Below are 12,737 nucleotides of genomic sequence, written 5' to 3' on the forward strand. Positions count from 1 at the left end.
ACCTGCAAAAGCGTCTCTATTGCACCAGAAACTCGGCATGAAGCGCGCCTGCGGAATTGATCGACTTCAGAATGTCGATCATGTCGCGCGGGCTGACGCCCAGCGCATTCAGCCCTGCGACCACCTCGGAAAGCGTGGTGCCCGAAGTAAGCTCTGCCATCGCAATACCCTGCTCTTCGGTGATGGTTGCTTCGGTGCGCGGCACCACCACGGTTTCGCCGCGCGCAAAGGGGCTGGGCTGGGCCACCAGCGGCGCTTCGTGGATGCGCAAGGTCAGGTTGCCCTGACTGACCGCGACGCGGCTGATGCGCACATCTTCGCCCATCACGATCGTGCCAGATCGTTGATCGACAACCACGCGCGCGCGCTGCTCTGGCTCGACAGTAAGCGACTCGATGCGGCCCAGCACATGCGCGGTAGAGGCCATGCGCGCTGCGGCGATATCAACATTCACGGTGCCGGAATCGAGCATCTGCGCGACCGGGCGGCCGAAATCGGCGTTGATTGCCTGTTCGATCCGGGCGGCGGTGGTAAAATCTGGGCTACGAAGAGCCAGCCGCACATCGGATAGAGAGGCCAGCGCAAACTCTATCTCGCGTTCTATCCGCGCGCCCGAAGGGATAACCCCCGCGGTCGGCACGCCTTGCACCACCGAGGCACCATCGCCCGTGGCCGAGGCACCGCCTGCGATGATCGTGCCCTGCGCCACCGCGTAGATATCACCATCGGCGGCGTTTAGCGGGGTCATGATCAGCGTGCCGCCCAGCAGGCTTTTGGCATCGCCGATTGCCGAAACGGTCACGTCAATCTGGCTGCCCGTGCGCCCAAAGGGCGGCAGTGTCGCGGTTACCAGCACCGCGGCCACGTTTTTTGGCCGAAACTGTTCACCCGAAACGTTGACGCCAAGCCGTTCGAGAATATTGGTCATGATTTCTTCGGTGAAGGGCGCATTGCGCAGACCGTCGCCAGTGCCATTCAGCCCGACCACGAGGCCGTATCCAACCAGATCGTTGCCGCGCACCCCGTCAAACTCGACCAGATCCTTGATCCTGATCGGCGCGGCGGCGGCGAGCGTGGGCAGAAGGCAAAGGATCAGCACGAACAGGCGTTTCATCTGAGGTAATCCGTCAGTTTGAGCGCCGAAAGCCGCGCGGTCAGCGTGTAAAGCGTTTCGATCTGCGCCTCCACGGCCTTGAGCGCGGTGGCGGTTTCATAGGGGTCGGCGGCTGTCATGCCCGTGCGCGCTAGCCCCAGCGCGGCGGCCTCGGCGCTGTTGCGGGTTGCGCAATCGTCTATTTGCGCCTCGATAGTGCCGACGCGGGCGGCAAGCGCGGTGGTATCGCCTGCCGCGCTCATCGTCATTTCGCCCGCAATGCGGGTTAGCGCCGCGCGCGCGGTTACATCCCCCGCCATCGCCCCTTGCGAGACCATCGCAGCGAGCGCCATGCCCTTGAGCAATTCGCGCACCTCGGGGTCGGCGGCGGTTGTGCCGATTTCCACCTGCTCGCCGCTGGCGATGGCGAAGGGCGCCAATGGCGCGCCGCCGCCATAGGCCGCATCAAGGTAGCCGCCGCCACCGGCAGGCGCGTCAAACCACGCTTCAAGCGCCGCCACATAGCCCGAAACGGTCGTTTCACCGGCAGTCGCGGCACCGAGTGCTGCCAGAATGTCTTGGGCAGAGGCAACCGGGCGCGTATCGCATGCGATGCCGGCAAAGCTGTAGCGGCCCGCCGTATTGGTGTTCAGCGCCGCGATGATGCCCGCGAACTTCTGCGCGGCGTCACCCGTTGCGGATGTGACAACCGCCGGGTTCGTACTGATCGAAGCCGAAAGCAACATCGGCCCCGCCTCGCCCAGAAGCGTTGCAATGGTGCCAAGCGCCGCCTGCTGGGTGGCCGCAGACTGCCCCGCCTCGGCGGTGACAACGGCGAAGGATTCAAGCGAGGCAAGCGCGCGTTCCACCCCGGCCAGCGCGGTAAAATCGCCGCGCACCGCAGCGCCGGTATCGGCTTTGGCGCCGCTGGTCATCTCGTCGGCCAGCCGGGTCGCGTGGGATTTAAGCTCTGCGCTGTGGCGGCGCAGTTGATAGATTTGCGACATATCGCCTACGGAATACAAACTCATGTCACATCGCCAGAAGCTGTTGGATCAGTTCGTCCATCGCGCTGATCACCCGCGCGTTGGCGGCATAGGCCTGCTCGATCTGCAAAAGCATCTGCATCTCGTGGTCGGTATCGACGCCGTCGGCCAGTTGCATTTCGCGCAAGGCATCTTGGCGCGCGCCTGAATAGACCCGGTTTTCTTCGGCTGTCTGCCGCGCCGAGGACACTTGCGAGAGGATGTCGGCAGCCAATCCCGAAGACGAACGCGCAGCACCGATGAAGTTGCCCGACTGAGGCGGTTGCGCCCGGGTCAGCGCGTCGCCCAGTGCCGTCAGCAGGCCCGAATTGCCAACCGCGCCGGGGGTTACGGCACCGATCCCGTCGCGCAACCGCCAAAGCGCGCCGCCCTGTTTAGGGTCAATGCGCGTGTTCAGCGCAATGCGACCTGCCAAGCCAAGCTCGTTCGCCGCGTCGAGCGGCGCGCCGCGGTCGGTGAATATGCCCATCTCTCCGGGTGCAAGTGTCGGGTCCACCGCGGGGTCTTGAAAGCGCGAGATCAGGTCGCGCGCGAATGCGTCGATCTGCATCTGCATGCCGGGCGCAAGCTCATCTCGCACCGCGAAAGCGGCACCGAGGCTGCCGCCGCCGAACAGCCCGCCATCGCCCGGCGGCACCGCCATGCCGTTGATCGAAAGCCCCGAAAGCGCGCCGGATGCGAGCGTCATATCAGCGGTTACCAGCCCCGCCGGGGCAAACCCGACGACCGCCGCATTGCCTTCAAGCAGAATTGCGCCGCCGGTCGTGAAAAGCGAAATCTGGTCGCCCTCTCGCGCCACTTCGCGCACCGGCACGATGGATGCGACGATGTCAACCTGCGTTTGGCGCTGATCCATCAGCGCGTTCGCATCGTGGCCAGCGGCGCGCTGTGCGAGGATTTCGGCGTTCAACCGATCGATCTGGGCAAGCGATGTGTTCAGCCTTTGCACTTGCGTCGCGATCGAATGATCGGCGCTGGTGCGGGTCTGTTGAAGTGCGCCGGAAAGCGCGTTGAGCTGACCCACCAGCCGCTCTGCCGAGGCCAGAACCGCCGCCAGCCGCGCCTCGCTGTCGGGGCGACTGGCCGCCTCGATCAGCGCCGTTTCAAACCCCACCACGTTGGAGGAAAGCGAGCCCGCCTCGCCGGGATTGCCCAGCAGCGTCTCGAACGAGGTCAGAAAATCGTAGCGCGCGCCTGCGTTGGCGGCGTCAGCATCGGCCAGCCGTCGATCGTTCAGAACGACCTGATTGAACACCCGCGCGACGCCATCGCTCCAGACCCCGGCGCCAGAGCCGCCGAGGTTGCGCGCCGAAAGCGATAGCTCGCGGCGCGCATAGCCTTCGGTCATCGCGTTTGCGGTGTTCGACGCCACCACATCGGCTGCCCGAGACACCGCGGAAAGCCCCGAAAGCGCGTTGGATAGCGCAGCTGAAATGCTCATCTCTCAGCCTCCGTTCTAAAGGCCGCCAAGGGGGATCAGCGCTTGATGTTGGTCGTTTCCTGCAACATCTCGTCAACCGTCTGAATGACCTTGGCGTTCGAGGAATAGGCGCGTTGGGTCTGGATCAGGTTGGTCAGTTCCGCCGCCACGTCTGTCGTGGACCCTTCGCGCGCATAGCCGACCACCGAGCCGGTCGGGCCATCGCCCGCATCCCACAGAAAGAACGAACCAGACGCCGTCGAGACCTGAAATGTCTGATCGCTCAGCGTGGTCAAGCCGTTGATATTGGGCACATCTACCAGCGGAATCTGATAGATTGTCCGAATGAAGCCAGTGTCATAGGTGGCGCGGATATAGCCACCCTCATCCACCTCGACCGCCGTGAGGTTGCCCACGGGCGAGCCATCCTTGGTGATCGAGGTCGGTGCGAAACTGTCTGAAAGCTGCGTTAGCCCGTTCGGATCACCAAGCTTGCCGATCGTCATTTCCAGCGGGCCGCCTGCGACGGTCAGGGAAAGCGTGCCATCGGCCCCGTCATAAGCGCCGCCCGAGATCTGCGTGACCGAGGCCAATGTGCCGCCGTTGCCGCGCGTATCATCGAAGACCAGTGTGTATTCACCAATCACCGCACCCGCCTGCGCCGAATCGCGAATGACCATCGTCCATTCGTTCGAAGAGCCAGAGGCCGGAATAGTTGGTGTAAAGGTGATGTCGAGCGTTTCCGACGTGCCGAGGTTGCCGTAATATTCAACCGACAAAGGCTGCGCCGCGCCATCTGCGGTTGATTCGGTATCGACCGCGGGCAGGTTGACGCCAAGGTTCATCTTGGTGGTCGGGTCACCTGCGGTCTGGTTGGCGTTGATGACCACCGGCTCCAGCCCGGCACTGGTATCGCGGGGCATCACCGGAATGGTGCCATCGGCATTGGCGGGCCAGCCGAGCAGCACCAACCCCGATTGCGTGCGCAGCACCCCGCTGGCGTCGGTGCGGAAAGAACCGGTGGTGGTCATCATCAGCGGCTGGTCACCCGTGGTGTTGCCGATGGAAACCGAGGGCATTACGGGCAACATCCCACGGCGTGAAACCGCAAGATCAAGCGCATTGGAGGTAGAAACCAACGCGCCGCGTTCCTCGATCAGGCGCATGGTTTCGGCACGGACGCCGCCCGCCGAATAGACGCCTGCGCCGCCAGACTGGCTTATGACCATGCTTTCAAACTCTGCTGCGGCGCGTTTGTAGCCATAGGTGCCAGAGTTGGCGATGTTGTCGGAAATGGTCGCAAGGCGGGTGGCGTTGGCCGCAAGACCTGCCACACCCGCATTGAGCGATGACGAGATGGACATACCTGAGCGCCTTTCTGCTGCTGCATCCCTCGATGGCAGCAGAATGCGCAGGCTCCTCTTAAGATGGTCCTAACGGATATCGGGCCCGGGTTTCACTTGCCGGGGCGCAGAAGCGTAACCTCCAGCCGGTTGTTGCGCACTGCCACCGGGTTGCTGACTGCGGGTTTACGGTCTGCAAAGCCGGTCACGCGCTGCACCCTTGCAGGCGCGAAGCCTTCTTGCTCCAGCAGTTTGCGGAACGTTTGTGCGCGTTCGCTCGAAAGCTCCCATTCGGGGTTCACGCGCAGAACGTCAGGGTAGGTGCGCACATAGCCGCTGATCGCCACCTCATTGCTTACCAGCCCAAACACGCGCGCCAGCATTCCCGCAATTGCCAGTGTGACCGGCAGCGGCGTGGTGCCGTCTTTTGAGAACAGTGGTTCGCCCTCAAGGTCGAAAAGTTCGACAATCAGCCCGTCATCGGTCAATCGGGTCACGACATGGCGCGCCACATCGGGCGCAAGCATCGATTCCGCACCGCTGGCGGCCAGCGCCTTTTCCAACTCGCGCTGCAAATCGGAAAGCGCAGTGGCTTCGGCAGCACCGGTATCGGGGCCGCCTGCCGCCGCACCCAGCGCCTGCCGTTCGCTGCTGGGTCGCTGCGCAGTAGCGCCGGTTCCGCTTTGCGCGATCTGTTCTTCGGAAAACACCGACTCGCCGCCAAAGGCACCGTCGCCCCCGCCCGAGACACGGTTGACCGGGATCGTCGGGCTGAAATAATCCGCGATTCCCTTGCGTTGCTTCTCAGTCGTTGCGTTCAGCAGCCACATCAGCATGAAGAAGGCCATCATCGCGGTTACAAAGTCGGCATAGGCCACTTTCCATGCCCCGCCGTGGTGCCCGCCACCTGCGATGATCTTCTTGCGCTTGATGATGGCTGGCGTCGCGTTGTTGCGCGCTTCCATCCCGTCACCCGTCAATTCACCCGTCGTCCGGCATAGCAGGGCGGTGTTAATGTCGGTTTAAATGATAAAATGAGCTCGAAAATCAGGCAGAACCCAAGCCCCTGTCAGGAAACCGAAATCTGTGCGTAGCGACCGTGGGTAAAGACGAGGGGCGGCCCGTCGTGGCCTACGGAATAGCGGCTGACGCGGCCAAGGATGATGGTGTGGTCGCCGCCTTCGTGGAGGGTTTCGGTCGCACATTCGAACCGCGCGAGGGCATCGGGCAGCAGCGGCACGCCAAACTCGTTGAGCGTGAAGGCAAGGCCCGAAAAATCGGTGCCATTGCGGCTGAAACGGGCGGCAAGATTGGCCTGATCGGCACCCAGAACGTGCACGGCAAAGGCGGTGGCCTTGGTGAAATGCGCGTGGCGAACCGACGACCGCGCCGCCGACCACAGCACCAGCGGCGGGTCCAGCGAGACCGAAGCGAAGCTGTTGACGGTAATGCCCAGCGGCCCGCCCCCGTCGGCTTCGCGCGCGGTCACAACCACCACCCCGGTTGCATAGCGGCCAAGCGCATCGCGGTAGGCGCGCTGATTGGCGGGGTCGGGGGCACTGCCTGCGGGCATGGCGTCTGAGTTCTGCATGGGCTTTCCGTATTTTAGGACAGCCACACTAACGCCCCGGTCGCCACAGGCAAGGGGCCCCGGTCACTCGCTGAACACGTCGGCCCATTGCGGGTGGCGCTGGTATTGCGAACGCACAAAGGGGCAAAGCGGCACCACATGCAGCCCGCGCGCGCGGGCATCGGCCACCAGATACTCTACCAGCAACATGCCAAAGCCGCGGCCGCGATAGGCGTCGGGCACCGAGGTATGATCGGCTGCGATCACCCCATCGGCAAGCGTTGCCCAAGTCAGCTCGGCATCGGTCATCTGTTCATTGAGACGGATCGTATAGCGGCCACGCGTGGCCGACTGCTCTCGCAGGATTTCAACTTGAGTCATGGCTCCTCCCCAGGAGGGCCGCGGCGGCGCTGTTTATAAGGTCTCGGCGCTCGGGGCGGTCACACCTTGAAGATCATCCAAAGCCCGCAACAAATCAATTGTGCATATTCGCCACAGGTTCAAAGCAGGAAATCAGATGCGATCAGCGTGGGCCCGCCCTGCAATTCGATCACCATATCGGCGCGGGTATCGCCATTGATGTCGATCGAAATCACCCCGGAGCCGCCGGTGATAGCGTAACGAACCTGGCCCGACGCGCCATCGAACGCCGCATCGCCGATGAAACCCCGCAGCCCAAGCGCGCGCAAATCGATCAGGTCTTCGCCGGGCGTGAAATCGGTGATGAGGTCGCGCGCAACCCCTGATGCACCACTTTCGCCCAGGGCAAAGATGAAGGTATCGGCACCCGCGCCGCCCGTCAGCAGGTCAAACCCGGTGCCACCGTCCAAGCTGTCGTTGCCTGCCCCCCCCATCAGCACATCGGCACCCGCGCCGCCCAACATCAGATCGTCGTCGGCGCAACCGTCCAGCCAGTCATTTCCGTCTTCGCCCGCCAGCATGTCGGCCCCCGCACCACCCAGCAGCATGTCGGCACCGTCGCCGCCGCGCATCTGGTCGTTGCCCGCGCCGCCGAGCAGCAGATCATTGCCCGCCCCCCCCAGCAGCGTATCTGCCCCGGTGCCACCATCCAGCATGTCGGCACCCGCGCCGCCGATGATCCAATCATTCCCGGCACCGCCCAGCAGCCAATCGTTGCCATCGCCCCCGTCAATGGTGTCGTGGCCTGCGCCCGCCTCGATCCGGTCAGCGCCGCCAAACCCGAAGATCGCGTCATCGGCATCACCGCCCAAAAGGGTGTCTGCCGCCGAAGTGCCCGAAATCTCGGGGTTGTCGGAATAGACGTGGCCGGGTGGATAGCGGGTAATCTCGATACTGCCCGCGCCTGTGAACTGCGAGGGCAGCAACGTTGCGCCATTCGCGGTCAGCACGGTCAACACCGTTTCGCCATATCGCAGCACCGCGCCGCCGGTGATCGGCGTGATCGTGACCTGCGCCATCGTGCGCAGAAACGGTAAACCGGACAGGTCGATGATATCGCTGCCAGACTGGTAATCCTTGATCGTCACGTTGCGCGTGCCGTCCGAAATCACGAAGCGGTCACGCCCGCCGCGCCCCCAAAGCTCGATATCGCCTGCCCCGGTCACCAGAATATCGTCGCCGCTACCGCCGTTTATCGCCGTGGTCTCTGGCCCTGCCACCAGCAGATCGTCACCCGCACTTCCCGCCATGGATACAGCACCGCCAATCTGCGTGACGCCAAGCGTGCCCAGATCCAGATCGAACTGGCTGATCCCGGCTTTATCTTCGCCCGCCGCGAATACCTGAACCCGCCCCGCCACCAGAATCGCGGCCAGCGCGGTGATGTCGGAAAGCGTGGTGGCGCTTGTGTCGGCAAGGCTCGAAAGATGCAAAAGCCGCCCGTCTGGCAGCATCGTAAACAGGCTCAACCCATCATCAGCGCCGCCCGCCAGCACGAAAACCCGCGCGCCCACCGTCACCACTTCGACCGCTGTCACACCGTCAAAGCGGCTGAACAGCGTGTCGGTGATATGGTCTACCGCCACCAGCGCGCCGTCGGCCTGCAAGCGGAACACGGTCAGCGAGCCGCTTTCGGGCGCGCCCATGATGACGAAGGTTTCGCCATAGGCCGCAACGGTGGTCAGCACCGTGGGTTGCGAAAAACCTATGCCATCAAGCGCGGAAATGGTGGCGACGCGCGCGAGCTTGCCGTCGTTGCCGATCAGGTAGCTGGTAATCGCATTTGCCTCGGACGAGACCGCAAGCAGCACACTGCGCCCGCCCACCTCGGCAACCGTCAGCATGTCGATCGCTGCCCCCAAGGGCGGCGCGGTGGTCGAAAGCTGCGTGATCTTGCCACTAGCGTCGATTTCATAAACCAGCGGCTCACTTCGCCCCGCCCGCGCGCCAAAGATATAGACGTGCCCGCCAAGGCTGGCGCTGGCGGCAACGGTCAGATCGCTGGCCAGCCCGTTCGTGCCGCCCAGATTCTGGGTGCTGCCCAGCATGCCGGTGCTGCCTAACGTGTAACCAGAACTGCCACCGTTGCGCAGCCCCAGCGGCACCAGATAGCTTTGCGCGCCGTTGGCAAGCGCTAGCATATCGGGCGCATCGAGTTGTGTCAGGCTGGCGACGTAGCCCCGATGCTGCAACAGCCCCGCTGGCCCGGAAGCGCCCGAAAGATCGAACACCGAAATGCCGCCGCCCACCCGAGTTGCCGCGTAAAGCCGTGGCTGACCGTTGACCCAGACCGCGTCGAGATCGGTCAGGTTGGCCACGAAACTGGCGTTCGTGCCCATCAACGTCGCCACATGGCGCAACTCCGCCATGACACACCCCCTTCAGCCCATGCACCCCCGTGCAGAGGCAAGTTTTCGGGGCAGGTGTTAATGCCGCCTTGTGCAATTGCGGCGGCCGCGTGGCGCTTACATCAAAAGCGAAGCATCACCTTTGCCGGCGGCGGTTGTGAAAGTTGCACTGCGGCGTGCTTAGTCGCGCAGCCGCACGCGCGGTGGCCGCGCGGCGGCGTCCAACTGGCATATATCGCTGCGCCCGGCCAGATACTTGCCCCAGCTTGCGGCCCCGGTATCGGCGCGCCTGACCTGATGGCGCTGCCACATCAGTGACCCCAGCAACCCGATCGGAGCCCAGCCCTCTTTGTCCTTCAGCTCTTCGATGACCTTACGCAAACTGGGGTCGAGAGCCCTGGGTTTGGGCTGCGCGGCAACAGCCCGCGCTGGCGCGGGCTTCTGGGCAACCGCCCGCCCAAGCACAGCAAAATCACCGGCGGCGTGGCGTAATTTTTCGGGCGTCTTTTCCTCACCCAACACAATCAGGCGAAACCCGCGCTCGCGCAGGTGTAGTGCAAGATGGGTATAATCTCGATCCGACGCGGCAAGCACGATGCCTTCTACCTGCCCGGAATGGAAAATCTCCATCGCCTCGATGCAGAGTAAAAGGTCGGTTGCGTTCTTGCCTGTGCCTGCGTGCACAAGCCGAAGACCCTGCACCTCGGTCCAGCCCGCCAGCTGTTCCACATCGCCATAAACACGGCGGATGGGCAAAGCACCGTGCTTGGCCGCAAGCGCTAGAATCTCGCCCGCAAATCCAGACCCGATATTCTCGCCGTCAATCAAAAGCGCCCAGTTCAACCGCTGAATTGCCAAATCGTCTGCCATCGAAACACCCAACACCGTTTCGCCATGGCTGCACTGGCATTTTGGCAGAATTGCGGAAGTCCCGCTTGCTTAGGGCAGATTACTTCGATGCAGTGCCGCCCGCCCCGTGGCTCAGGCCACGTCGCGCGCCAAAAGCTGGCCACCCGGCCCCGATTTCACCTCGAACCGGCTGATCTTGCGCACAAGATCGCTCAGCTTGGCGCTGCCATAGGTGCGGGTGTCAAAGTCGGGGGCACCTTGGGTTATGTATTGGCCGATCTGCCCTAGCGAATACCATTCGCCTTCTGGGTCGATCGCCCGCATTGCCTGAATAATCAGCGGAATGGCCTTGGCCGGTGGCTCTTTGGCGCCGCGCGGTTCGGGCGCGGGCTGCGGTTCGGCGCTGCCCATCTTGGGTGCGGCCCGTGCGGCGGGCTCTTCGCCTGCGGCAAGGTTTTCGACATAGATGAAGCGCTTGCAGGCCATGCGGAACGCCTCGGGGGTCTTTTTCTCTCCGATGCCGTAGACATCAAGCCCCTGCTCGCGCACCCGTGCCGCCAGCCGCGTAAAATCGCTATCGGACGAGACCAGCACGAAGCCGTCGAACAGATCCGAGTGCAAAAAATCCATCGCCGCGATCACCAAGCCGATGTCCGAGGCGTTCTTGCCCTTGGTGTTGGAAAACTGCTGATCGGCCACCAGCCCCAGCGCCGCCACCTTTTTTGCCCACGCACCCAACCGTAGCGCAGACCAATCGCCATAGATGCGCCGCACCGAAGCCTCGCCCAGACTCGCGATTTCCTCGAAAATCGCCTCGGCGTAAGAGGCGGGCACGTTATCGGCATCGATCAGCACACAAAGGCGCGGCGCACGGGTTTGCGTCATGGTCTTTCCTTTCGGAGATTACCTGTCGGTTGTGCCTGAAAGACGCAGTTTGCGAAAGCCCAAAGGGCAAAAGCGCCACCGGCGCGGCACCGCCACCCCTTCGGCCAAGCGGTTCTGCGCAAGCAAAACCCGTATCGGCCGAAGGGTGGCGCGAATGGCGCGATCCGCAGGCCGCAGCTTTGCCCGTTAAAGCCCGGATCAGAAAAAAATTATCACTTCGGGCTCTTTCTGCATCATGCGGGTGATTTTGCGGCGCGTGGTCGCCTTGACACCTCGCGCCCAAGGCCACAGGTAGGAACAAGTCATAACCCAAAACCGCCCGCTCGGGCGCATATAAAGCCCGGAAGTCACCCCGCATGAACCTTGCGCTGATTGTCTTGCTGCCGTTTCTGGGTGCGCTTCTACCGGGCGTTTTGATCCATTCGGGGCGAGGGCCTGCCGCGTTGGGGGCGGGGCTGGCTACGCTTGCGGCGCTGGTGGGGGTGCTGGCGCATATGCCGCAAGTGCTGTCTGGCGGAGCGGTGGTGGCGCAATACGACTGGCTGCCTTCGCTGGGTCTTGCAGTCAGCTTCCGGCTTGACGGGCTTGCCGCGCTGTTTGCGCTGCTGATCCTTGGGATTGGCCTGCTGGTGCTGCTTTATGCGCGGTTCTACCTTGCACGCACCGATCCTGCGGGGCGGTTCTTCAGCTTTCTGATGCTGTTCCAAGGCGCAATGCTGGGCATCGTGCTTTCTGACAACATACTGCTTTTGCTGATTTTCTGGGAACTAACCTCGCTCAGCTCTTTCCTGCTGATCGGCTATTGGGGCCACAAGCCCGAGGCACGCGCCGGGGCGCTGATGGCGCTGGCGGTGACTGCGGCCGGGGGCCTTGCGATGATCGCGGGGATGCTGATTCTGGGCGGCATCGCAGGCAGTTACGAAATTTCGGCGATCGTGCAGGCAGCAGATGCCATTCGCGCAGCGCCCGCTTATCCGCTGGCGCTTACGCTGATCTTGCTTGGCGCTTTCACGAAATCGGCGCAGTTCCCGTTTCACTTCTGGTTGCCGCGCGCGATGGCGGCACCGACACCGGTTTCGGCCTATCTTCATTCGGCCACTATGGTGAAGGCGGGGGTGTTTTTGCTGGCGCGGCTTTGGCCGGTGCTTTCGGGCACGCCGGAATGGTTTTACGCGGTCAGCACGATCGGGCTGGTGACCATGCTTTGGGGGGCGACGGTGGCGCTTGTGCGCACCGACCTCAAGGCGATCCTTGCCTATTCCACGGTTTCGCACCTTGGCCTGATAGTCATGCTGCTTGGGTTTGGCACCAAGGCCGCGGCGCTGGCGGCGGTGTTTCACGTGCTCAACCACGCCAGCTTCAAGGCCGCGCTGTTTCTGGGCACCGGGATTATCGAGCATGAAAGCGGCACCCGCGACCTTGACCGGCTGGGCGGGTTGCGGCGGCTGATGCCGCTGACCTTCGTTCTGGCCTCGCTGGCGGCGCTGTCGATGGCGGGCGTGCCGCTGCTGAGCGGGTTCCTGAGCAAGGAAATGATGCTGGAGGAGGTGGCGCATACCGCCTACCTTGGCAACGGCTGGCTGATGAGTGCGCTTGTCACCCTTGGGGCGCTGATTTCGGCTGCCTACTCGTTCCGGCTGATAAAGCTGACCTTCTTCGGGGCAAAGCGCGCCGATTACCCGACCGTGCCGCATGACCCCGGCCCCGGCCTTCTGTTTGCGCCTGCGGTGCTGGTGGCTTTCGTGCTGGCCGTGGGCCTGTAT

11 protein-coding genes are annotated in these 12,737 nt (G+C 63.3%); 1 reads left to right on the top strand and 10 read right to left on the bottom strand.

What is annotated here, in order from left to right:
- Positions 1-16 precede the first annotated feature (16 nt).
- The 10 genes from ABY403_RS06945 to ABY403_RS06990 all read right to left on the bottom strand — a co-directional run bounded on the left by ABY403_RS06945 (position 17) and on the right by ABY403_RS06990 (position 10,974).
- On the bottom strand, positions 17-1,114 hold the full coding sequence (locus tag ABY403_RS06945; protein WP_372840032.1) for a flagellar basal body P-ring protein FlgI: 1,098 nt from the start codon (positions 1,112-1,114) through the stop codon (positions 17-19).
- A complete protein-coding gene (locus tag ABY403_RS06950) occupies positions 1,111-2,124 on the bottom strand; it encodes a flagellin (protein WP_372840033.1) in 1,014 nt (337 codons plus the stop codon). The genes ABY403_RS06945 and ABY403_RS06950 overlap by 4 nt, the downstream gene beginning before the upstream one ends.
- Before the next feature lies 1 nt (position 2,125).
- Positions 2,126-3,580 carry a flagellar hook-associated protein FlgK gene (gene flgK / locus ABY403_RS06955; RefSeq protein WP_372840034.1) on the bottom strand — a complete coding sequence of 485 codons (1,455 nt, stop codon included), beginning with the start codon at positions 3,578-3,580 and terminating at the stop codon, positions 2,126-2,128.
- Positions 3,581-3,615: 35 nt separating this feature from the next.
- Entirely contained in the window at positions 3,616-4,923 is a 1,308-nt protein-coding gene (locus tag ABY403_RS06960) for a flagellar hook protein FlgE (protein ID WP_372840035.1), read from the bottom strand.
- 92 nt (positions 4,924-5,015) lie between these two features.
- Positions 5,016-5,867, bottom strand: coding sequence for a flagellar motor protein MotB (locus tag ABY403_RS06965; protein ID WP_372840036.1), 852 nt, complete (start codon positions 5,865-5,867; stop codon positions 5,016-5,018).
- A gap of 104 nt (positions 5,868-5,971) precedes the next feature.
- Positions 5,972-6,493, bottom strand: a complete 522-nt coding sequence (locus tag ABY403_RS06970) for a flavin reductase family protein (RefSeq protein ID WP_372840037.1) — start codon at positions 6,491-6,493, stop codon at positions 5,972-5,974.
- A gap of 63 nt (positions 6,494-6,556) precedes the next feature.
- Positions 6,557-6,853 carry a GNAT family N-acetyltransferase gene (locus ABY403_RS06975; RefSeq protein ID WP_372840038.1) on the bottom strand — a complete coding sequence of 99 codons (297 nt, stop codon included), beginning with the start codon at positions 6,851-6,853 and terminating at the stop codon, positions 6,557-6,559.
- A 119-nt stretch (positions 6,854-6,972) separates the two neighbouring features.
- Complete coding sequence (locus ABY403_RS06980; protein ID WP_372840039.1) at positions 6,973-9,261, bottom strand: M10 family metallopeptidase C-terminal domain-containing protein; 2,289 nt, start codon at positions 9,259-9,261, stop codon at positions 6,973-6,975.
- Positions 9,262-9,420: 159 nt separating this feature from the next.
- On the bottom strand, positions 9,421-10,110 hold the full coding sequence (locus ABY403_RS06985) for an NYN domain-containing protein (protein WP_372840040.1): 690 nt from the start codon (positions 10,108-10,110) through the stop codon (positions 9,421-9,423).
- A gap of 111 nt (positions 10,111-10,221) precedes the next feature.
- Positions 10,222-10,974, bottom strand: coding sequence for an NYN domain-containing protein (locus tag ABY403_RS06990; RefSeq protein ID WP_372840041.1), 753 nt, complete (start codon positions 10,972-10,974; stop codon positions 10,222-10,224).
- A 356-nt stretch (positions 10,975-11,330) separates the two neighbouring features.
- On the opposite strand from ABY403_RS06990, the gene ABY403_RS06995 reads away from it, so the two are divergent.
- On the top strand, positions 11,331-12,737 hold a 1,407-nt coding region (locus tag ABY403_RS06995), incomplete at its 3' end, for a proton-conducting transporter membrane subunit (protein WP_372840042.1).

Source organism: Phaeovulum sp., assembly GCF_041596715.1.
Taxonomy (GTDB): domain Bacteria; phylum Pseudomonadota; class Alphaproteobacteria; order Rhodobacterales; family Rhodobacteraceae; genus UBA6213.

Coding starts and splice junctions, on each gene's coding strand:
- ABY403_RS06965 (WP_372840036.1), bottom strand. CDS start 5,867: ATGGAAGCGCGCAACAACGCGACGCCAGCCATCATCAAGCGCAAGAAG.
- flgK (WP_372840034.1), bottom strand. CDS start 3,580: ATGAGCATTTCAGCTGCGCTATCCAACGCGCTTTCGGGGCTTTCCGCG.
- ABY403_RS06980 (WP_372840039.1), bottom strand. CDS start 9,261: ATGGCGGAGTTGCGCCATGTGGCGACGTTGATGGGCACGAACGCCAGT.
- ABY403_RS06975 (WP_372840038.1), bottom strand. CDS start 6,853: ATGACTCAAGTTGAAATCCTGCGAGAGCAGTCGGCCACGCGTGGCCGC.
- ABY403_RS06990 (WP_372840041.1), bottom strand. CDS start 10,974: ATGACGCAAACCCGTGCGCCGCGCCTTTGTGTGCTGATCGATGCCGAT.
- ABY403_RS06950 (WP_372840033.1), bottom strand. CDS start 2,124: ATGAGTTTGTATTCCGTAGGCGATATGTCGCAAATCTATCAACTGCGC.
- ABY403_RS06970 (WP_372840037.1), bottom strand. CDS start 6,493: ATGCAGAACTCAGACGCCATGCCCGCAGGCAGTGCCCCCGACCCCGCC.
- ABY403_RS06945 (WP_372840032.1), bottom strand. CDS start 1,114: ATGAAACGCCTGTTCGTGCTGATCCTTTGCCTTCTGCCCACGCTCGCC.
- ABY403_RS06985 (WP_372840040.1), bottom strand. CDS start 10,110: ATGGCAGACGATTTGGCAATTCAGCGGTTGAACTGGGCGCTTTTGATT.
- ABY403_RS06960 (WP_372840035.1), bottom strand. CDS start 4,923: ATGTCCATCTCGTCATCGCTCAATGCGGGTGTGGCAGGTCTTGCGGCC.